Annotated in this window: 17 protein-coding genes; 10 read left to right on the top strand and 7 right to left on the bottom strand. The window is 61.4% G+C overall.

Going from position 1 to position 21,799, the window contains the following annotated elements:
• Positions 1-17: 17 nt before the first annotated feature.
• From ACEN8E_RS08355 to ACEN8E_RS08345, 3 genes are all read left to right on the top strand, one after another.
• A complete protein-coding gene (locus ACEN8E_RS08355) occupies positions 18-1,271 on the top strand; it encodes an OprD family porin (RefSeq protein ID WP_495592190.1) in 1,254 nt (417 codons plus the stop codon).
• Positions 1,272-1,329: 58 nt separating this feature from the next.
• The gene (paaZ, locus tag ACEN8E_RS08350) at positions 1,330-3,384 is read left to right on the top strand and encodes a phenylacetic acid degradation bifunctional protein PaaZ (protein ID WP_495592189.1); all 2,055 of its coding nucleotides are present in this window, start codon (positions 1,330-1,332) and stop codon (positions 3,382-3,384) included.
• A gap of 614 nt (positions 3,385-3,998) precedes the next feature.
• Positions 3,999-4,313, top strand: coding sequence for a hypothetical protein (locus ACEN8E_RS08345; protein ID WP_495592188.1), 315 nt, complete (start codon positions 3,999-4,001; stop codon positions 4,311-4,313).
• 129 nt (positions 4,314-4,442) lie between these two features.
• On the opposite strand, the gene ACEN8E_RS08340 is transcribed toward ACEN8E_RS08345, so the two are convergent.
• From ACEN8E_RS08340 to ACEN8E_RS08330, 3 genes are read right to left on the bottom strand one after another with little or no spacing between them, the layout of a single operon-like run.
• Positions 4,443-5,351: a helix-turn-helix domain-containing protein gene (locus ACEN8E_RS08340; protein ID WP_495592187.1), complete on the bottom strand. Its 909-nt coding sequence runs from the start codon at positions 5,349-5,351 to the stop codon at positions 4,443-4,445.
• Positions 5,348-6,766, bottom strand: a complete 1,419-nt coding sequence (locus tag ACEN8E_RS08335) for an aminotransferase (RefSeq protein ID WP_495592186.1) — start codon at positions 6,764-6,766, stop codon at positions 5,348-5,350. Before ACEN8E_RS08335 ends, ACEN8E_RS08340 begins: the two co-directional genes overlap by 4 nt.
• 39 nt (positions 6,767-6,805) lie before the next feature.
• Positions 6,806-7,912 (bottom strand): polyamine ABC transporter substrate-binding protein, encoded by a 1,107-nt coding sequence (locus ACEN8E_RS08330; protein WP_495592185.1) that lies wholly within the window; start codon positions 7,910-7,912, stop codon positions 6,806-6,808.
• 215 nt (positions 7,913-8,127) lie between these two features.
• On the opposite strand from ACEN8E_RS08330, the gene ACEN8E_RS08325 reads away from it, so the two are divergent.
• Complete coding sequence (locus tag ACEN8E_RS08325) at positions 8,128-8,910, top strand: enoyl-CoA hydratase-related protein (RefSeq protein ID WP_495592184.1); 783 nt, start codon at positions 8,128-8,130, stop codon at positions 8,908-8,910.
• Complete coding sequence (locus ACEN8E_RS08320) at positions 8,907-10,088, top strand: acetyl-CoA C-acyltransferase family protein (RefSeq protein ID WP_495592183.1); 1,182 nt, start codon at positions 8,907-8,909, stop codon at positions 10,086-10,088. Before ACEN8E_RS08325 ends, ACEN8E_RS08320 begins: the two co-directional genes overlap by 4 nt.
• A 976-nt stretch (positions 10,089-11,064) precedes the next feature.
• Here the strand turns inward: ACEN8E_RS08320 and ACEN8E_RS08315 are convergent.
• Positions 11,065-11,415, bottom strand: coding sequence for a hypothetical protein (locus ACEN8E_RS08315; protein ID WP_495592182.1), 351 nt, complete (start codon positions 11,413-11,415; stop codon positions 11,065-11,067).
• Positions 11,416-11,716: 301 nt separating this feature from the next.
• Between ACEN8E_RS08315 and ACEN8E_RS08310 the strand changes: the two genes are divergently transcribed.
• From ACEN8E_RS08310 to ACEN8E_RS08300, 3 genes are all read left to right on the top strand, one after another.
• Complete coding sequence (locus ACEN8E_RS08310; RefSeq protein WP_495592181.1) at positions 11,717-12,886, top strand: aromatic ring-hydroxylating oxygenase subunit alpha; 1,170 nt, start codon at positions 11,717-11,719, stop codon at positions 12,884-12,886.
• 152 nt (positions 12,887-13,038) lie between these two features.
• Positions 13,039-14,700: a choline dehydrogenase gene (locus ACEN8E_RS08305; protein ID WP_495592180.1), complete on the top strand. Its 1,662-nt coding sequence runs from the start codon at positions 13,039-13,041 to the stop codon at positions 14,698-14,700.
• A 9-nt stretch (positions 14,701-14,709) separates the two neighbouring features.
• On the top strand, positions 14,710-15,774 hold the full coding sequence (locus ACEN8E_RS08300) for a GlxA family transcriptional regulator (protein ID WP_495592179.1): 1,065 nt from the start codon (positions 14,710-14,712) through the stop codon (positions 15,772-15,774).
• Position 15,775: 1 nt separating this feature from the next.
• Here the strand turns inward: ACEN8E_RS08300 and ACEN8E_RS08295 are convergent, their stop codons facing one another.
• Positions 15,776-16,504, bottom strand: a complete 729-nt coding sequence (locus ACEN8E_RS08295) for a class II aldolase and adducin N-terminal domain-containing protein (protein WP_495592178.1) — start codon at positions 16,502-16,504, stop codon at positions 15,776-15,778.
• A 351-nt stretch (positions 16,505-16,855) separates the two neighbouring features.
• On the opposite strand from ACEN8E_RS08295, the gene ACEN8E_RS08290 reads away from it, so the two are divergent.
• On the top strand, positions 16,856-17,977 hold the full coding sequence (locus ACEN8E_RS08290; protein ID WP_495592177.1) for an HlyD family secretion protein: 1,122 nt from the start codon (positions 16,856-16,858) through the stop codon (positions 17,975-17,977).
• A complete protein-coding gene (locus ACEN8E_RS08285; RefSeq protein WP_495592176.1) occupies positions 17,974-19,566 on the top strand; it encodes a DHA2 family efflux MFS transporter permease subunit in 1,593 nt (530 codons plus the stop codon). Before ACEN8E_RS08290 ends, ACEN8E_RS08285 begins: the two co-directional genes overlap by 4 nt.
• Positions 19,567-19,578: 12 nt before the next feature.
• Here the strand turns inward: ACEN8E_RS08285 and ACEN8E_RS08280 are convergent, their stop codons facing one another.
• Both ACEN8E_RS08280 and ACEN8E_RS08275 read right to left on the bottom strand, forming a co-directional pair.
• Entirely contained in the window at positions 19,579-20,019 is a 441-nt protein-coding gene (locus tag ACEN8E_RS08280) for a carboxymuconolactone decarboxylase family protein (RefSeq protein ID WP_008017565.1), read from the bottom strand.
• Positions 20,020-20,173: 154 nt separating this feature from the next.
• Complete coding sequence (locus ACEN8E_RS08275; RefSeq protein ID WP_495592175.1) at positions 20,174-21,616, bottom strand: mechanosensitive ion channel domain-containing protein; 1,443 nt, start codon at positions 21,614-21,616, stop codon at positions 20,174-20,176.
• Between the last annotated feature and the right edge of the window lie 183 nt (positions 21,617-21,799).

Genomic DNA, 21,799 nt, shown 5'->3' with positions numbered 1-21,799 from the left:
GGCAGGGAATAAAAATAATGAAACCCGCACGCACCACGTCTTATGAATCACTGTTTTCGCTGGCCGCCGCATTGAGTCTGCCCATGATCGCCCCCAGCGCCATGGCCGACTTCATCGGCGACAGCAAGGCCCGAATTGATATGCGTAACCACTACATCAACCGCGACTTCCGTCAGGACAACGCACCGCAATCCAGGGCAGAAGAATGGGCCCAGGGATTCACTGCGCGCATCGAGTCCGGGTTCACCGACGGCACCTTCGGTTTCGGCCTCGACGCACTGGGCGAACTGGGGATCAAGCTCGACTCCAGTCCCGACCGTCGTGGCACCGGGCTGCTGCCATTTGGCCCGCAGAGCCATGAGCCGGACGACGAGTACAGCGAGCTGGGCCTGACCGGAAAATTGCGGGTATCCAAAAGCGTGTTGAAACTCGGCACGTTGCAGCCCTTGTTGCCAGTGGCGACTTACAACGACACACGCCTGTTGAGTTCGACCTTTGAAGGCGGCTTGCTGACCAGCCAGGAAATCGACGGCCTGACGGTGAATGCCGGTCGCCTGACCAAGGCCAACCTGCGGGACTCCTCCAGCAACGATGACATCGGCTTCGGCGCCGCCACCAGCGACAGCTTCGACTTCGGCGGCGGCAGCTACGCGTTCAGCCCGCAACTGAATGTGAGCTACTACTACGGCAAGCTCGACCAGATCTATCGCCAGCAATTCGCCGGACTGGTGCATACGCAACCGCTGGGCAACGGCTTCAACCTGCGCAGCGACCTGCGTTATTTCGACAGCCGCGGTGACGGCGCCGAGCGGGCCGGGCGCATCGACAACCGCAACCTCAACGGCATGTTCACGGTGTCCCACGGTGCCCACAAGGTCAGTGCCGCCTACCAGCAATTATCCGGCGACAGCGCCTTTCCGTTCCTCAACGGCGGTGACCCGTACGTGGTCAACCTGGTGACTTTCAACACCTTTACCCGCGCCGACGAGGATTCCTGGCAGCTGCGTTACGACTATGACTTCGCGGCGCAAGGCATTCCCGGCCTGACCTTCATGACCCGCTACACCGACGGCCACCACGTCAAGGCGGGCAGCGTCGACAACGGTCACGAATGGGAGCGCGACACCGATATCAACTACGTCATCCAGAGCGGTGTGTTCAAGAACGTCAGCCTGCGCTGGCGCAACGTGACCTTCCGCTCCGGCAATGGCTTGACTACCGCCCTCGATGAGAACCGGCTGATCGTCGGTTACACCGTGGCGCTTTGGTAATTCCGAAAGGGCGCGGCCACGGTCGCGCCACAACCCCTCATAACCAGGAGCATTCGTGATGTCCCACGCCCCTACCCTGCAAAGTTTCATCGCCGGCCGCTGGATCGGCCAACAAGGCGCACAAGTCCTGCGCAGCGCCATCGACGGCCACGAAATTTTCCACACCCATGAAGAACGCCCGGACTTCGCCGAGGCCATCGAGCACGGTCGTCGTCAAGGCGTCAGCGGCCTGATGGCGCTGGACTTCCAGCAACGTGCACAGCGCCTGAAAGCCCTGGCCTTGTACCTGGCCGAGCGCAAGGAACAGCTCTACGCGATTTCCCACCACAGCGGCGCGACCCGTGCCGACAGCTGGATCGACATCGAAGGCGGCAACAGCACCCTGTTCACCTACGCCAGCCTCGGCTCGCGTGAGCTGCCGTCGGGCAACGTGGTCCACGAAGGCCCGGCGCTGCAATTGAGCAAAATGGGCACCTTCGCCGGTACCCACATCCTGGTGCCGCGCGGTGGCGTGGCGGTGCACATCAACGCCTTCAACTTCCCGATCTGGGGCATGCTGGAAAAGTTCGCCCCGAGCTTCCTCGCCGGCATGCCGTGCATCGTCAAGCCAGCCAGCGCCACCAGCTACCTGACCGAAGCCGTGGTGCGCCTGATGGACGAATCCGGCCTGTTGCCAGCGGGCAGCCTGCAGCTGATCATCGGTGGCACCGGCGACCTGCTCGACCGCCTGCAAGGCCAGGACGTGGTGACCTTCACCGGTTCCGCCGACACCGCCGCCAAGCTGCGGGTCAACCCGAACCTGATCCGCAACTCGGTGCCGTTCACCGCCGAAGCCGACTCGCTGAACTGCGCGATCCTCGCTCCGGACGTGACCCCGGACGACGAAGAATTCGAGCTGTTCATCAAGGAAGTCGCCCGCGAGATGACCACCAAGGCCGGGCAGAAATGCACCGCCATTCGCCGCGCCATCGTGCCGGCCAAACACATCGATGCAGTGGCCACGCGCCTGCGTGATCGCCTGGCCAAAGTCGTGGTCGGCGACCCGTCGGTGGAAGGCGTGCGCATGGGCGCATTGGCCTCCCACGATCAGCAGAAAGACGTCGCCGAGCGTCTGGAAATGCTGTTGCAGAGCAGCGACATGCTGTTCGGCGCCCGTGACGGTTTCGAACCGCGCGGCGAGAATGTGGACAAAGGTGCGTTCTTCGCCCCGACTCTGCTGCAAGCCCGCGACCCGCACGCTGAAGGTGGTGCACACGACATCGAAGCGTTCGGCCCGGTCAGCACCCTGATGGCCTACGACGATCTAGACGAAGCACTGGCCCTGGCCGCTCGCGGCAAAGGCAGCCTGGTCGCCAGCCTGGTGACCAAGGATCCACAGATCGCTGCCAAAGCCGTTCCGGTCGCAGCCGCCCTGCACGGTCGTTTGCTGGTACTGGACCGCAATTGCGCCGGCGAATCCACCGGCCACGGCTCGCCGCTGCCACAACTCAAACACGGCGGCCCGGGTCGTGCCGGCGGTGGTGAAGAGCTCGGCGGTTTGCGTGCGGTGAAACACTACCTGCAACGCGCCGCGGTACAAGGTTCGCCGACCATGCTGGCAGCGGTCACCGGCGAGTACGTGCGTGGTGCCAAGGTCATCGAAACCGACGTGCACCCGTTCCGTCGCTACTTCCAGGACCTGCAGATCGGCGAGTCGTTGCTGACCCACCGTCGCACTGTTACCGAAGCTGACCTGGTGAACTTCGGTTGCCTGTCGGGCGACCACTTCTACATGCACTTCGACGACATCGCGGCCAAGGAATCGCAATTCGGCAAGCGCATCGCCCACGGTTACTTCGTGCTGTCGGCCGCGGCCGGCCTGTTCGTCTCCCCCGGCGTCGGCCCGGTGCTGGCCAACTACGGCCTCGACACCCTGCGCTTCATCAACCCGGTAGGCATCGGCGACACCATCCAGGCCCGCCTGACCTGCAAGCGCAAGATCGACCAGGGCAAGAAGAGCCCGCAAGGCATCCCGCAAGGGGTGGTGGCGTGGGATGTGGAGGTCACCAACCAGTTGGGTGAGCTGGTGGCCAGCTATGACATTCTGACTTTGGTGGTCAAACGCGAGGATTGATCAGGCTTCATGGTTGGCCACAAATCTTGTGGTCAACCAGCAACCCCTGTAGGAGCGAGCCTGCTCGCGATGGAGGTCAACGATAACGCGGGCAGTCTGACTGAACGCGCTGTCTGGACGTTCTTCGCGAGCAGGCTCGCTCCTACAGGGGTTGAGGTGATTCAGGCGTCAATTGGCGTAGGACATTTCTGTTTTTCCTAGACTTCGGACATGCCCGTTGTCCCTCATCCACAACCCACCGCCCCCGTTTTGCAGATATTCATTGCGCAGGTCCTAGGACATTTCCAGGCAAGGTCTTCGGAGATTTCCTTCGAATTGTGGCGAATAGCATGAACTGGTTTCAATGGTGCTCAATCGATAGCCTTTGGTGGTCACTGAAATTCAGTGGTGGGGTGTAGGAACCTCCAGAATCTGAAAGCGCTCTGGCGTCATTGCCTGGTTTGCGGCCGTTCAAATGCGCCCGTAAGATCAGCTGCGGCGGCCATGTACGGGCACGCTTCGGCGTGGTCGAGAGGTGCTCTCAGATCTCGATTTCCTACCCCGTACATGGCTGCCACCCCGGCCCGTAGGAAAGGCTTTTGGCAGCTCCATTTTCTTTATGAGAGCTCGAAACCATGAAAACCATTCACCCCGATCCACCCTACGAAAACCCAACTCCACACCCCGACAATCGCTTCATGGCGCTCACCAGCAATTGCAGTGAAATGCCCACCCTCTTCGTCGACACCCACGCACCGCTCGACGTCCTGATGGACGCCGCCAACTACCGAATCCGCGCCGTCACCCAAGTGCTGGAAAACCTGTCCATGCGCGGCTCGATCGAGTGCGATTCCTTTATCCTCAGCGACTTTTCATTGCTCTGCGCAATCCCGTTGCGCGACGGCTGTGATGTGCTGGATGTGGTCGGACGACGATTGCGGGCACGCTGACCAACCCTGTAGGAGCGAGCCTGCTCGCGATGGAGGCCAACGATAACGCGGGCGGTCTGACAGAACGCGCCGCCTGGAGGTTCTTCGCGAGCAGGCTCGCTCCTACAGGGTTATCGGTGTGTCAGGTGGTCAATGCTTGCGCAACCACTCGATAAACAGCGCAAACAACTCCGACTGCGAACCCACTTCCAGTTTCAGATACAGATTCTTGCGGTGCATGCGCACGGTTTCCGGTGAGATGCTCATCTGGCTGGCCGTGGATTTCACCGAATGCCCGCGCAGGATCATGTGCGCCACTTCCCGCTCGCGCTCGGTGAGCAAGTCGCTGCCGAAATGCTCGAAGGCCGACTGCACCCGGTGCTTGAGGTCATCGCGCATGCCCTGGTCTTTTTCGCACTGAATCTCGCGATTGCGCAGCATCCCGCGTTGGCTGAATTCGCTGACGAACTCGCGCACCAGCGGTTCTACGGCACGTAGCAGATTCAACTGTTCGGCGCTCAGGCATTCACCGCCGAAACCCTGATAGAGGCTGACGGAAATCTTCGTGTCATTGCCGATATCGACGATGTAGTAGCTGTCTTCCGAACAGCCCGCCTTCAGGTAGTAAGACTTGTAGTAGTCACTGTCGAAGAAGTTGTCCGGCGCGATTTCTTCCAAGTGATAGAACCCTTGCGCCAACCCCTGCTCCACCGCCAGGCAAAACGGATCTAGCAGGTAGCCTCCGGAAAAATAGCGCTCAAGAATCGAGACCTGATACTCCTGGGCAATCCCGCGCTGATACAGCAACTGGGGCGCGCGGTCCTTGCGCTCCAGGCTGATCATCATCGACTCGACGGACACCAGCTGCGCCAACGCTGACGCCAGGTGTTGCAGGGCGTCAGGCTCATCGATATGGGCGAATGCCTCACGCATGCCCCCATGCCATTTGTGCAATGCCCCGAAGGGCATTGCGATCAGCGTATCGTCGTTTGGTTTGTTCATGCCCCGCAGTCTAGCGGGTGAACAGGGCCTTGGTAAAAGCCTGACGGATGAAGTCATTGGCCGAAATACTGGCCGCTCTGCTCAAGCTCGGCAGCCACTTCAAGGATGCACACCCGCAGGGTCTCGACGATTTCATCGACCTGGGCAAACGTCAGGATCAACGGCGGCGACATCACGTTGAGGTGCATGATCGGCCGCACCAGCAAGCCCCGGGCCTGGGCCCGCGAGTGGATTTTCTCGCCGATGTTGATCTCGTCTGGGAACAGCGCCTTGGTGCGTTTATCGGCGACGAATTCCACACAAGCCATGAGTTTCTGGCAGCGCACATCGCCCACCAGCGGCAAGTCCCGCAGGGTTGCCAGGCGGTCTTCCAGATACGCCCCCACCGTGTCGACATGGGCCAGCAGGTTTTCCCGCTCGATGATTTCGATGTTCTTCAGCGCCGCCGTGCAGCACACCGGGTGGCCGCTGTAGGTGAAGCCGTGAGTGAAACAGCGGCCCTTGCCCGGTTCGGCGATGACTTTCCAAATGCGGTCGGAAAAGATGCATGCGCCCAGCGGCAGGTAAGCCGAGGTCAGGCCCTTGGCGGTGGTGATGATGTCGGGCTGCACGTCGAACACATCATAAGAAGCAAAGAACTTGCCCAGCCGCCCGAACGAAGTCACCACTTCGTCGGCGACGAACAGGATGTCGTAGCGCTGGCAGACGTCCCACATGCGCTTGAGATAACCCTGCGGCGGAATGATCACTCCGCCCGAGCCCATGATTGGCTCGGCGAAAAATCCGGCGACCTTGTCCGCGCCAATCGACAGGATCTTGTCTTCGAACTCCTTGACCAGAAACTCGAGAAATTGCGCCTCGTCCATGCCGTCGGGCGCACGGTATGGGTTCGGGTTGGAGACGTGGTGGATCAGCGGGTTGGCGTAATCGAACTCCGGTACGCGGTCGGCGGCCTTGTTGCCGATCGACATCGTCAGGGTGGTGGAGCCGTGATAGGCATTGAACCGGGCGATGACGTGCTTCTTCTCGGGTTTGCCACGGCAGTTCTGGTAGTACTGGATCAGCCGGTACGCGGTGTCCACGGCGGTGGAGCCGCCGGTGGTCAGGAACACATGGTCGAGGTCGCCGGGGGCCAGGTTGGCGAGTTTTTCGCACAACTGGATGGCGACGTTGTTGGACATGTCGGAAAACGGATTCGAATAGGCCAGTTGGTGCACCTGGTCGGCGATGGCCTCGGCCATTTCCTTGCGACCCAGGCCGATGTTGGTGCACCACATGCCGCCCACCGCATCGAGAAAGCGGTTGCCCTGGGTGTCGTAGATGTAGGCGCCGTCACCTGCGACGATGTTCAATGAACCTTGCTCGGCGTGCTCGTCGAACACGTGGTAGCCGTGCATGTGATGGGCTTTGTCGGCCTTGACCAGCCGGGACTCGTCCGCTGGGGAAAAAACGGTGCGTGTTGGAGTCGCCATAAATAAACCTCTAACCGAATTGACTAACGATCGAACAAATCAGATGCCGCTTTTCACCGTGCTCCAGACCCGGGTAATCGCCCGCATGTCCTTGGCGTCCTGAGTCTTCTGCGGGAACAGACGCTCGCGGGTCTGTGCGTCGGGGTAGATCGCCGGGTTGTCGCGCACATCGGCGTTCAGCAACGGCGTGGCTGCCGCGTTACTGTTGGCGTAGTTGATGAAATCACTGACGTCGGCCATCACCTGCGGCTGCATCAGGTACTCAAGAAACTTGTGCGCGTTGGCGACGTGGGTCGCGTCGGCCGGGATGTACATGTTGTCGAACCAGATCAGCGAGCCTTCCTTGGGAATGAAGTACGTCAGGTCGATCTTCTTCTTGGCTTCTGCGGCGCGGGCCATGGCCGTGGCGTAGTCGCCGGACCAGGTCATGGCCATGCACACATCGCCGTTGGGCAGGCTGGTCAGGTAATTGACCGAGTCGAACTTGCGGATGTACGGCCGCACGGACAGCAGCAGTTCCTGGGCGGCTTTCAGATCCGCCGGCGCAGCGCTTCGCGGATCGCGCCCCAGGTAGGTCAAGGCCATGGGGATGACTTCGGTCGGTGCATCGAGCAGGGTCACGCCGCAATCGGCGAAGCGCGAGACGATTTTCGGGTCGAAAATCATCGCCAGCGAACCGATAGGCGCGTCCGGCATGCGTTCCTTGATCTTGTCGACGTTGTAGGTCACGCCGTTGCTACCCCAGGTGTATGGCGCCGAGTACTGGGTGCCGGGGTCATAGCCTTGCAGGTCCTCGAGGATCTTGGGGTCGAGGTTGGTCCAGCCCGGCAGCTGTTTTTTATCCAGCGGCTGGAACACCTTGGCCTTGATCAGCGGCGGCGCAAGCGAGGCGTTCAGTACGATCAGGTCATAGCCGGAATGGCCGGTGAGCAACTTGGCCTGCACCGTTTCATAGGAGTCGAAGGTGTCGTAGACCACCTTGATGCCGGTGGCCTTTTCGAAATCGGCGATGGTTTTTTCACCGATGTAGTCCGCCCAGTTATAGAGCCGCAGCGTATTGCTGTCGTCCACTTGAGCGGCGTAGGCATTCAATGTCAGCGGTACAACAAACAGGCTGGAAATCACCTTAAGCAGCGTCTTGCCCATAGCAAATGCACCTTATAGCGAGTTCGGCTCTGGATGAGCGGATGCCCTCACTATTGGCGGATTCACCGGGCGGAACCATACCCCGAATGGGTGTGTGTCGTTTTTGGCTCACCGGCATGGCAAAAAGCGGCAGCGCAGTTGACCCGTTTTGCCATAGATCCGGGGTTTGTCCGGCGCTTAAAGTGGCGGCCTGAAACGACCCTGCGGAGCCTGCGATGACCGACCTGATCAAACACGAGCAACGCGACGGCGTGTTGACGCTGACCATCGACCGCCCGGACAAGCTCAACGCGCTGAACAACGCCATGTACACGCAACTGGCCGACCTGTTGCAGGCCGCGGACGAAGACGCGCAGACCGGTGTGATCATCCTCACCGGCGGCCCGGCCTGCTTTACCAGCGGCAATGACCTGGTGGATTTCCTCCAGCATCCGCCGACGCATCTGGACGCCCCGGCGTTCCGCCTGATGAAAGTCGTCACGCGCCTGCAAAAGCCGCTGATAGCGGCAGTCTGTGGGGCCGCCATCGGCATCGGCACCACCTTGCTGCTGCATTGCGATCAGGTGCTGGTTACCCGCAACGCCAAGTTGCGCATGCCGTTCGTCAACATCGGCCTGTGCCCCGAATTCGGCGCCAGCCTGTTGCTGCCACGCCGGCTCGGCCATGCCCGCGCCGCGAGCCTGCTCCTGTTGGGTAACGGCCTGGACGGCAATGAAGCGGTGGCCTGGGGTCTGGCCAACGAAGCCTTCGATGACGGCGAACAATGCCTGGCGGCGGCCACCTCCATCGCCCGGCGCTTTCTGGCCATGCCCCAGCAAGCCTTGCGCCAATCGCGGCAACTGATGAAACAGGCTTCCCTGGCCGAACTGGAAGCCACCCTGCGCGAAGAAAACACCCTGTTCATTCAGCGCTTGAACACCGACGAGGCGAAAAACGCCTTGAACGCACTGCTCAATCGCAGTACAGACAAGAATCAACCGAAAGGAAACCAGCCATGAACACTCCAGAAATCTACGTTGTCAGCGCCGCCCGTACCGCCATCGGTACCTTCGGCGGTTCGCTCAAGGACGTGCCACTGGCCGACCTGGCGACCACGGCCGTGAAAGCTGCCCTGCAACGGGCCGCCGTGGACCCGGCACTCGTTGGCCATCTGGTGATGGGCAATGTGATCCCGACCGAAACCCGCGACGCCTACATCTCCCGCGTCGCGGCGATGAACGCCGGTATCCCGAAGGAAACCCCGGCCTATAACGTCAACCGCCTGTGCGGTTCGGGTTTGCAGGCCATCATCAACGCTGCACAGACCCTGATGCTCGGTGATGCCGACATCGTCGTCGGTGCCGGTGCCGAATCCATGAGCCGCGGTCCATACCTGATGCCTTCGGCCCGTTGGGGTTCGCGCATGGGCAACGCCCAGGTCATCGACTACATGCTCGGGATCCTGCATGACCCGTTCCATGGCATCCACATGGGCATCACCGCCGAGAACGTCGCCGCGCGCAACGGCATCACCCGCGAAATGCAGGACGCCCTGGCCCTGGAAGACCAGAAACGCGCCGCCCATGCGATTGCCAATGGCTACTTCAGCGAGCAGATCGCGACCGTGGAAATCCAGGATCGCAAGGGCGTCAAGCTGTTCAGCGTCGACGAGCATCCGCGCGCGACGTCCCTGGAACAGCTGGCGGCGATGAAGCCGGCGTTCAAGAAGGACGGCTCGGTCACCGCCGGCAACGCCTCGGGCCTGAACGACGGTGCCGCTGCACTGGTCATGGCCACCGGCAACGCGGTTCAGGCCAATAACCTGAAACCAATGGCCCGCCTGGTCAGCTACGCCCACGCCGGCGTCGAGCCGGAGTTCATGGGCCTGGGCCCGATTCCGGCCACGCGCCTGGCGCTCAAGCGCGCAGGCCTGACCGTCGCCGACCTGGACGTGATCGAAGCCAACATCGCCTTTGCCGCACAAGCCTGCGCCGTCAGTCAGGAACTGGATCTGGACCCGGCAAAGGTCAACCCGAACGGTTCGGGGATTGCGTTGGGTCACCCGGTGGGCGCGACGGGCGCAATCATTGCCACCAAGGCTATCCACGAACTGCACCGTACCGGTGGCCGTTACGCGTTGGTGACCATGTGCATTGGTGGTGGTCAGGGGATTGCGGCGATTTTTGAGCGGGTTTGATAGGGTCTTTCATGGTGCTTTAACCGCGTGCATATCCATTGCTGCGGTTATGGCTGCTTATGGTTCCGCCCTGACGGCGGGTTACTTGGAAAAGCCCCAAGTAACCAAGGGCTCTTGCCCCTTTCGTTCGGTGCCTCGCCAAGGCTCGGCATTCCCTCGCTCCGGTCCTGCTCCGTGGGCCCGCCGCGATCGGCCATCCATGGCCGTACGCGGCTAACCCGGCATCCATGCCGGGTTACCCACTGCGCAGAACCTGCGCTCGGCCTCTCGAGGGGGCAAGAAGATCAAAAACCAAAGCAAAAGCCAGGCGGCCTTCGGGCCGACCTGGCTTTGGCTCGTGCCCCCGATTCCCTGTAGGAGCGAGCCTGCTCGCGATGGACGTCAACGATGACGCGGGCTGCCTGAATGCCTGCGGTGTCTGGGCATTTTTCGCGAGCAGGCTCGCTCCTACAGGGGAACGCGTTCACTTCAGTTCAGGCCAACCTGATGGCCAACCAATTTCTTGCAGCTGCCCCCCAATCAAACTGTAGGAGCGAGCTTGCTCGCGATGGTCGTCAACGATGACGCGGGGTGTCTGAACGCCCGTGGTGTTCCGGCATTTTTCGCGAGCAGGCTCGCTCCTACAGGAGATTGAGTACAGCCACGAAAGCCAGGTCGGCCCGCAGGCCGCCTGGCTTTTGCTTTTGATCTGCCCTGCCCCGTCGGAAGGCCGAGCGCAGGTTCTGCGCAGTGGGCCCACGGAGCAGGACCGGAGCGAGGGAACCCTGAGCCTGGGCGAAGGGCCGTACGTCAGGAGATAAAGCGCTTGGTTACTTGGCGCTTCTCCAAGTAACCCGCCGCAAAGGCGGAACCAATAGTGGCCATGACCACAACAATGGATATGTACACAATCGCTGTCCCCATAAAAAAGGGCAGACGAGGTGCGGCTCGTCTGCCCACAAAAAACGGGAACCCCCTGAAAAGGCGGTGTGAAGCCTCAGCTGCCCTGCGGCACCAACCGCGGCCCGTTGCGCGCCACCTGCTGCCCCGGTTCGAAGCGGGTGTTGGGCGAGCGCACGGTGCTGATTTCACCTTGAGCGTCCTTCACTTCATAAGCAGTTTCCGTCAGCCCTGCGGCTTGCTGAATCGAACCACCGGCAAAAAACCCGACACCGGCACCGACCAATGCGCCAACAGGCCCACCCACTGCGCCCACCATCAAACCGGTCAGCGCACCGTAACCTTTGCCGGCGGTGGTATCAGGCACTTCGCGCACGACCTGGTCGGCCATGCACAGGGGGGAAAGCAACAGACAGAGCGTGAATCCGAGAGGAATGGAGTGAGACATGGCAAATTCCTTCTTCGAGTCAATGCCATATCAAAATCACAAAACATGCCATTTAAAGAGTCTTCGTATATCAACAAGTTAATTTTACGAGAGTCATACTGACAACAAAAAATAGAGTCAGCATGACTACTTCGTGGTCACAATGACTTGCTCCAGGTCAAAAGATTGCAGCCTCGGAGTGCCTTGATGTTTTCCCCCGCAACTGGTCGCTTTCCATCAATCCACCCGCCTCTCCGCCCCCTAGATTAGGACCCACAACAAAGCCGTACCCTACGGCACCAGGCACCGAGGAGAGCCCCCCATGCAATCCATCCACACCCTCAAGACCCAAAGCCCGATCGACGGCTGGGACCAGCAGGACCCGGAAGAAGCCTTCACCCTGCCCTCGCGCTACTTCTATGACGAAACCCTGTTCAAGGCCGAGCGCGACAACATTTTCATGCACGCCTGGCACGTGGCCGGGCACGTCAGTGAGTTCGCCGAACCGGGTCAGTACGTAGTCACGGATCTGTTCGACCAGAGCGTGGTGGTGGCAAGAAACCGTCAGGGCCAGATCCATGCCTTCCACAATGTCTGCCAGCATCGCGGCAATCGCCTGCTCGAAGAACGGCGCGGCACCACCGGTGGCGTGGTGCGTTGCGCCTATCACTCGTGGTGCTACGAAATGGACGGCAGCCTGCGCAGCGCACCGCGTTGCGAGAAGATGAAGAACTTCGAGTTGCAGCAGTTCAACATCCCGCAGGTGCGCACCGAAGAAATGGGCGGCTTCATCTACTTCAATCTCGACCCGAACGCGCCGTCCTTGCGGGATTTGTTTCCCGGTGCGGATGAGGAAATGCGCCGGGTGTTTCCGGACCTGGCCAACATGCGCCTGATCGAGGAGCAAGACGTGATCGTGCCGGCCAACTGGAAGGTGATCATGGACAACTCCATCGAGGGTTATCACTTCAAGCTGTCCGGGCCCTGCCATATCGACCTGGCGAAGTTGATCGACTTCAAGGGTTATCAGTTGAGCAAACGCGACAACTGGTGGACCTACATCGCCCCGGCCAACCTGTCGGTGGCCGAAGCCTACGGCGTGCCCCTGCGCAAGGACCTGAACCCGGACGAATGCTTCTTCAACATCGGCATGTGGCCGAACAACACCTTCTATACCTTTCCGTTCTCGGAGTTCCTGGGCTCGTTCATCATGATCCCGCTGGACGCCGAACGCTCACTGCTGCGCTTCGGTTACTACTCCAGCAATGCCGAGACGGCGGAGGTCAGTACATCGTGCATGAAGTGGATGAACGAGGACCTGGGGCCAGAGGACATCGCGCTGAACATCTCGGTGCAGAAAGGCCTGCGCTCGCTCGGCTACGACCAGGGGCGCTACATGATCGATGCCCAGCGCAGCAATGAAAGCGAACACCTGGTGCATCACTTTCACCGGTTGGTGTTTAACGGGATTCATGGGGCTTCAGCAGCCTGATCATCAGTCAAACAAAATCCATGTGGGAGCGAGCCTGCTCGCGAAGAGGCCAAAGCATTCAACATCGATGTTGACTGACAAACCGCTTTCGCGAGCAGGCTCGCTCCCACAGGTTTTGCGTCGTGTCCTTTTTCAATGGAGCACCCCGAACCATGCCCAACCATGCGTTTGATTACCTGATCGTGGGCGCCGGATCCGCAGGCTGCGTGTTGGCCAACCGCTTGGGCGATGACCCGTCGGTGCGGATTCTGCTGCTGGAAGCCGGGCCGGCGGACCAGAGCTGGACCATCGACATGCCGTCCGCCGTGGGCCTGGTGGTCGGCGGCACACGCTACAACTGGAGCTACAGTTCCGAGCCGGAACCCTTTTTGGACGGTCGTCGGATCGGCACGCCGCGAGGCCGTACGCTGGGCGGTTCGTCCTCGATCAATGGCATGGTCTACATCCGTGGCCATGCCCGGGACTACGACGGCTGGGCCGAACAGGGCTGCGACGGCTGGGGTTATCAGGACGTGCTGCCGTATTTCAAACGCGCCCAGGCCCATGCCGACGGCGCCGACGATTACCGTGGGGCGACGGGACATCTGCACGTCACTCCCGGCGATACCACGACGCCCTTGTGCGCGGCGTTTCTGGCGGCCGGCGCGCAGGCCGGCTATGGCCTGAGCGACGATTTGAACGGTTATCGCCAGGAAGCCTTCGGCCCGGTGGATCGCACCACCCGCGCCGGGCGGCGCTGGAGCACCTCCCGTGGTTATCTGCGGGAAGCGCTGACCCGGGGCAATGTTCAGGTGCGCACCGACGCGCTGGTGCTGCGCATTCTGTTCGACGGCAAACGTGCCGTCGGCATTGAGTACGAGCACAACGGCGCGGTCCACCAGGCTTTCGCCCGGCGTGAAGTGTTGCTGAGCGCCGGGGCCATCAACTCAGCGCAATTACTGCTGCTGTCCGGCATTGGTCCGGCGGCGGAACTGCGGGACCTGGGGATCGAGGTCAGGCACGACCTGCCTGGCGTCGGCCGGCGCCTCAACGATCACCCGGACACGGTGGTGCAATACCTGTGCAAGCAACCGGTGTCGCTGTACCCGTGGACCACCGCGCCGGGCAAATGGTGGATCGGCGCACGCTGGTTTGCCACCCACGACGGGCTGGCGGCGAGCAACCATTTCGAGGCCGGGGCATTCATCCGCTCCCGGGCCGGGGTCGAGTTTCCCGACCTGCAACTGACCTTCATGCCCCTGGCGGTCAAACCCGGCAGTGTCGACCTGGTGCCGGGCCACGCGTTCCAGATCCACATCGACCTGATGCGCCCCACCAGCCTGGGCAGCGTCACGCTCAACAGCGCCAACCCCAGGCAGCCGCCGCGCATCCTGTTCAATTACCTGAAAACCGAGCAGGATCGCGCCGACATGCGCGCCGGCGCCCGGCTGGTGCGCGAGATCATCGCGCAACCGGCCATGGCCGCTTATCGTGGTGAAGAGCTGGTGCCTGGCCTGCAAGCACAAAGTGACGAGGCGCTGGATGCCTGGGCCAGGCAGGTCACGGAAACCGGCTACCATGCCAGCGGCACTTGCAAGATGGGGCTAGTCAGCGATGCCGAAGCCGTGGTCGATCCGCAACTGCGGGTGCATGGCCTCGACGGACTGCGGGTGGTGGACGCCTCGATCATGCCGGCGATCGTCAGCGGCAACACCAATGCGCCGACGGTGATGATCGCGGAAAAGGCCAGCGACCTGATTCGCGGCCTGTCACCAATGCCGGCCGTCGATGCCCCGGTATGGATTCACCCACAATGGCAAACGCAGCAACGATAGAGATCAGCCATGAGCAGTCAGTTGTCCAACAGCACCGAAGCACCTTTCACCTGGCGACGCGGCGACGTCGCGCCATTGCGTGTCGCGGTGCTGTTGTTACCATCGTTTTCCAACTTCGGTCTGGCGGCTGTGCTGGAGCCGCTGGCCATCGCCAACTGGCTGACTCAGCGCCCCGTGTTCGAGTGGTCGCTGTTGTCCCTGGACGGTGAACCGGTGCAGGCCAGCAATGGCCTGACCACGGTCGCCAATGACGGTTTGAAGGCCGACCGGGGTTTCGATGTGTGCGTGGTGCTCGCCAGTTTCGATGTGCACAAACACAGCCGCAACCTCGCGCTCAAAAGCTGGTTGCGCAAGCAGGCGTTGTTCGGTGCCGTGCTGATGGGCGTGGAAACCGGCACCGAACTGCTCGCCGCCGCCGGCGTGCTCGACGGTTACGAAGCGGCTGTGCACTGGGACAACCTGCAGGGTTTTCAGGAAAGTTATCCACGGGTCCACGCCAGGCCGCAGCTCTACACCCTGGAGCGCCAGCGCATGACCTGCGCCGGCGCCACCACGACCCTGGACATGCTGCTGGGCTGGATCGGCCAGAGCCTGGACAGCGAACTGGCCCGGGAAATCGGCATGCACCTGTTGATGGGCCAGGTGCGCGCACCGGCCGACAATCAGCTGGACGGCGGCCTGACCAACACCGGGCTGTACGGCAGCAAGATCCGCCGCGCCATCGGCCTGATGGAGCAGGCGCTGGAGGAACCGCTGGATTGCGAAGCGATTGCCGCTCAGGTCGGCCTTTCACGGCGGCAACTGGAACGGCAATTCAAGCATCAGACCGGCCTGTCGCCGCTCAAGTACTACATCACCCTGCGCCTGGCCAAGGCCCACAGTCTGCTGCAACAGACGCGCCTGAGCGTCGCCCAGGTGGCGGCCTGCTCGGGCTTCGGTTCGCTGGAGCACTTTTCCCGTACCTATCGCGCCCGCTTCGGCTGCCCGCCCAGCGCAGACCGCAGCCAGGTGTGGACCGCCCCGGTGATGCGCCAGCCGCTGCGCAAGGAGCATCGGCCGGTCGAGGCGGACTGACTCACAGGCGATAAGCCGGTTCTTCTTCGTCGAGAATTTCCATCAGTGCATTGAAATGCTTGTCGGCAAAGCCCGGGTAGCCGAGCCATTGCCGACAGGTCTTGCGCGCAATTTCATCGCTGGCGACGCGCAGCTCGCGGCCGGTGGACAACGCGGTGATGTAGGTCTCGCAGGCGCGCTCGAAGTAGTACAGATCATCGAACGCCTGGGCGATGCTCGGTGCCGCCACCAGCAGGCCGTGATTGCCCATCAGCAGAATCGGCTTATCCCCCAGCAGGTGGCTGACACGCTCCGCTTCTTCTCCCAGGCCCATGCCCTCAAAGCCTTCGTCGATCGCCACGCGCTCAAAAAAACGCATGCAGTTCTGCTCGATCGGCGGCAGGCGCGAATCCGCCAGGCAAGCCAGGGCCGTCGCGAATTTCGAGTGGGTATGCAGGATGCAGCGGGCATGCGGCTGATTGCGGTGCAAGGCACTGTGCAGGGCCCAGGCGGTGATGTCCGGCGCGTCCGGGCGATCGAGGCTCGCGGGCTCATCGGCGTTGACCAGCAGCAAGTCACTGGCCTTGATCCGCGAGAAATGCTTGCCATAAGGATTGATCAGGAACTCCCGACCATCCCCCGACACCGCGACGCTGAAGTGATTGGCGATGGACTCGTGCAGGTTCAACCGCGCCGCCCAGCGGAACGCACAGGCCAGGCGGATACGCAGTTGCTCGACAGGTTGATTCATCCCGTGCTCCCCGGATGTTGATCGGTTGCTGGCAGTGTAGAGCGACGCCTTGCGCGCACTTGACGGGAAACGACACGGATTGCCGTTATCGGCTGGCTCGTCAGGAATCAGGAATCCCCCTGTGGGAGCGAGCCTGCTCGCGAAAGCGGTGTGTCAGGCAAGATTAATGTCGACTGGTACTCCCTCTTCGCGAGCAGGCTCGCTCCCACAAGGTTTCTCCAGCGCAACAGAAACTCATCTTCTCGGAACAAACCACCTGACGACCGGCAGCAAAAACCATTTGCCACAAAATATTACATGCGTCATATTACAGCCATCATAAATAACCATCGCTCCAACAGGTAATCTTCCATGACCAGCATGCCCACCGTTGAACCCGACCTGGCTGCCCCGGTGACTGCCGCCAAACCTCCCCTGCTCAAACGCCTGCTGCTGCCCACCGTGGGTATCGCGGCGCTGGTGCTGGCCGGCGTGTATGGCGCGCATTGGTGGAGCGCCGGGCGTTTTATCGAAGAAACCGATGACGCCTATATTGGTGGCGACGTAACGGTGATCGGGCCGAAAGTGGCGGGTTATATCGACGAAGTGCTGGTGACCGACAACCAGAAGGTCAAGGCCGGCGACGTGCTGATCCGTCTCGATTCGCGCGACTATCGTGCCAACCTGGCCAAGGCCGAAGGCGCAGTGGCCGCCCAGGAAGCCTTGCTGGCCAACCTCGACGCCACCGAACAACTGCAACAGGCCGTCATCGGCCAGGCCCGTGCCGGCATCGACGCCGCCGGTGCCGAAGCCGCCCGCTCGCGGGATGACGATGCCCGCTACAAAAAGCTGGTGATCACCAACGCCGTCTCGGTGGAGAGCGCCCAGCGCGCCAATACCACGTTCAAGACGGCCCAGGCCCAGAGCAACCGCGCCCAGGCAGAATTGCTGGCTGCGCAACGCCAATTGAACGTGATCGACACCCAGAAACAACAGGCCCGGGCCGCCCTGATCCAGGCCAAGGCCGAGCGCGATCTGGCGCAATTGAATGTCGGCTATACCGAACTGAAGGCACCGGTTGACGGTGTGATCGGCAATCGTCGGGCCCGGGTTGGCGCCTATGCCCAGGCCGGCTCGCAATTGCTCTCGGTGGTGCCGACCAGCGGTCTGTGGGTCGATGCCAACTTCAAGGAAGACCAACTGGCACGCATGCTGCCGGGGCAACGGGTGGTGATCCATGCCGACGTGCTGTCGGGCCAGGAGTTCCACGGCCACCTGGACAGCCTCGCCCCCGCCAGCGGTGCGCAATTCAGCGTGTTGCCGCCGGAAAACGCTACCGGCAACTTCACCAAGATCGTGCAGCGGGTGCCGGTGCGCATCCACCTCGACCCAGCCGACAGTGTGCTCGGCCACCTGCGTCCGGGGTTGTCGGTCACCGCGCAAGTGGACACGCGCAAGGAGCCTGAAGCGCCAGTCGTGGCCAGCGCGCCATGAGCGGCCCCCTCACCACCCCGGCGCAACCGTTCAATGCCGCGAACATGGCGACGGCGACCAAGGTCTTCGCCTTTGCCAGCATGTGCATCGGCATGTTCATTGCGCTGCTGGATATCCAGATTGTCTCGGCTTCGTTGCGTGACATCGGCGGCGGGCTCTCTGCCGGCACCGATGAAACCGCGTGGGTACAGACCAGTTACCTGATCGCCGAAATCATCGTGATCCCGCTGTCGGGCTGGCTCTCCCGGGTGTTTTCCACGCGCTGGCTGTTTTGTGCGTCGGCGGTGGGTTTCACCCTGACCAGCCTGCTGTGCGGCGTGGCCTGGAACATCCAGAGCATGATCGCTTTCCGCGCCCTGCAAGGCTTTTTGGGCGGTTCGATGATCCCGATGGTGTTCACCACGGCCTTCGTGTTCTTCAGCGGCAAGCAACGGGTCATCGCTGCTGCGACCATCGGCGCGGTAGCGTCCCTGGCACCGACCCTGGGACCGGTGATCGGTGGCTGGATCACTGACATTTCATCCTGGCACTGGCTGTTCTATATCAACCTGGTCCCCGGCATCTTTGTCGCCGTGGCCGTGCCGATGCTGGTGAAAATCGACCAGCCGGAGCTGTCGCTGCTCAAGGGCGCGGATTATCTGAGCATGGTGTTTCTGGCGCTGTTCCTCGGCTGCCTGGAATACACCCTCGAAGAAGGCCCGCGCTGGAACTGGTTCAGCGATCGCACGATCCTGACCACGGCATGGATCAGTGGCATCGCCGGGCTGGCGTTCATCGGCCGGACCTTGCATGTGGCCAACCCGATTGTCGATTTGCGCGCCTTGAAGGATCGCAACTTTGCCCTTGGCTGCTTCTTCTCGTTCGTCACCGGTATCGGTCTGTTCGCCACCATTTACCTGACGCCACTGTTCCTCGGTCGGGTGCGTGGCTACGGTGCGCTGGACATTGGTCTGGCGGTTTTCTCCACCGGGGTGTTCCAGATCATGGCGATTCCGCTGTATGCCTTTCTGGCCAACCGCGTCGACCTGCGCTGGATCATGATGACTGGCCTGGGGCTGTTCGCCTTGTCGATGTGGGATTTCAGCCCGATCACCCATGACTGGGGGGCCAGGGAATTGATGTTGCCGCAAGCCTTGCGCGGCATGGCCCAGCAATTGGCGGTACCGCCGGCCGTGACGTTGACCCTTGGCGGCCTGGCGCCAGCAAGGCTCAAACATGCGTCGGGGTTATTCAATCTGATGCGCAACCTGGGTGGGGCCATCGGCATCGCCGCCTGCGCGACCATTCTCAATGACCGCACCAACCTGCATTTCACCCGGTTGGCGGAGAACCTCAACAGCACCAACGAGGCGCTCAACCAATGGCTGTCCCAGGTCGGCAACAACTTCGCCACCCTCGGCCAGAGCGGTGACGCCGGGGTCACCGCCAGCCTGCATCAGCTATGGTTGCTGACCTACCGCGAAGCCCAGACGCAAACCTACGGCGACGCGTTCTTGATGATCATGGTCTGCTTCATCATCGCCACGGCGATGGTGCCCCTGATGCGCAAGGTGCAACCACCGGCCGCGCCGAGCGCCGATGCGCATTGATGCCTGTACGGGTCAGGCCTGAGGCGTTTTGCGAAAACCTACGGCCAGGCGGTTCCAGCTGTTGATGGTGCTGATGGCCACGGTCAGGTCGACCATTTCCTTGGGCGAGAACTGGGCGCTGACCACTTCGTAGTCTTCATCCGGAGCGTGGGTCAGGCTGAGCTGGGTCAGGGATTCGGTCCAGAGCAGCGCAGCGCGTTCGCGCTCGGTGAAGAACGGTGCTTCGCGCCAGGCTGTCACGGCGAACAGGCGGCGCGGGGTTTCACCGCCCTTGATCGCATCGGCGGTGTGCATGTCGATGCAGAAGGCGCAGCCGTTGATTTGCGAGGCACGCAGCTTGACCAGTTCGATCAGGTTTTTTTCCAGCGGCAATTTCGAAACCGCTGTTTCCAGCGCGATCATCGCTTTGAGGGCGTCAGGCGAGGCAGTGTAGAAATCGATACGGGGTTTCATGGCGTGCTCCAGGGCAAGTGGGTGTGTGACTACGTTAGTCCCACGCCCGGTTTACACAAATAGCCAATTTCTCAAAAGTCGAGGAGGCCACTGGCGGTACTTCCTTGAAAGAAAGGGCTATTCGAGAACTGCTCGCGAACCGCGCAGCGGCCATTCACACACGACTGCGCAACCATCGCAGAAAGCCCTTTTTCTCCACTGCCACCGGCAGTTCCTGAGTCAGGGTTTTCGCTTTTTGCAGCCGGTAATCGAGCAAGGCCTGCATCGCATCGTTGATGTCGTGACGGGCATCCAGGCACGGCTTGAGGTATGACTTTTCGATGCGGTACAGGCCACTGAATGTCTTGGCGGTAAACTGCGCAGGCAGCGCGCTGTCGGTGAGAATACCCGCCTCGCCGAACACCTCCCCCGGGCCCATGCGTCCGGATTCGTATGGCGCTCCGTGACGCATCAAGGTCACCGAGATCACCCCGGACTCGATAATGAACAAGTGATCGCTGACCTCCCCTGCTTCCAGGATCACCTCCCCGGCGCGAAAGGTTTGCAGGGTCATGTTCTGGCTGAACGTGTCTTTCTCTTCCTGGCGCAGGGTGGAGAAAATCGGCGAGCTATCCAGCAACGCCCGTTTGCGTGTCGAGTTGATCGGCGGGCTGGGCTCCACGCTCGACAACAAATTGACCCCGGATGCCTGCAAGTGCCGATAGGCCAGGTCGTACAGCTGGTTGCGCACTGAACGTTTCTCGTCCATCGACGCGACAAAGCCACTGATTTCGTAGACCGCTCCGGTATTGCTGGCGGTTTTAAGGCCGACGCTTGGCGACGGTGTATCAAGCAATGCACGACAACCTTGAATGGCCCGCTCCAGGGCTTCGATCACCGTGTTCGGGCGCGCGTGCGGACTCACTTCCAACGAGACGGAAATGCCGAACATATCGCTCGGCCGGCTGAAGTTGATGATCTTGGCCTTGGCTGCCAGGGAGTTGGGGATGACCGCCATGCAACCCTGGGAGGTCTGCAGGCGCGTGGCACGCCAGTCGATGTCGGTGACCCGGCCTTCCATGCCATCGATGGAGATGTAGTCATCCAGTTGGTAGGGTTTGGTGGTGTTCAGGACGATCCCGGAAAACACGTCGCTGAGGGTACTTTGCAACGCCAGGCCGACAATGATCGCCAACGCACCGGATGTTGCCAGCACGCCCTTGACCGGCAGATCGAGTACATAGGCCAGGGCGGCAATGATCGCGATCAGGAAAATCACCGCACCGAGCAAATCCTGGAGCAAGCGCCCGGTATGCCCGACCCGCTGCATCATCACCGCGCCGATCAGCACGGTCAGGGTCCGCGCGCCGAACAACCACCAGCCGATCTGCAAACCGGTGGCCGCCAGGTGCAAGGGCACGTTGTCGGCCCAGGGCGGCGGCTCCATCGGGTTCAGGCCTTCGTTGAACAGCAGGAGGCTGAACAACGAAAAAATCACCACCCGCACCAACAGTCTCCACGCACTGCCCAGTGTGCTGAGCAAGTACCACAAGCCAAGATCGATCAGGATCAGCGCCATTGCGCAGATCAGCGGGTGTTCAGTGAGCAATGACAGCATCAAGCAACTCCAGCCAGGGCCAATTACGCGAAGATCGCATGGATTGGCCATAGTGTAGGAGCAATTGATTTCACTGGATTGTGCAAGCACCACAAAAACAAATGTGGGAGCGAGCCTGCTCGCGATGACGGTAGAACAGACACTGTTGCAGTGACTGTCAGTCCGCCTTCGCGAGCAGGCTCG

It is taken from the genome of Pseudomonas sp. Pseusp9, assembly GCF_059491265.1.
Note: the sequence above shows the minus strand (reverse complement) of the source record. Positions and strands in the feature narration are given on the sequence as shown.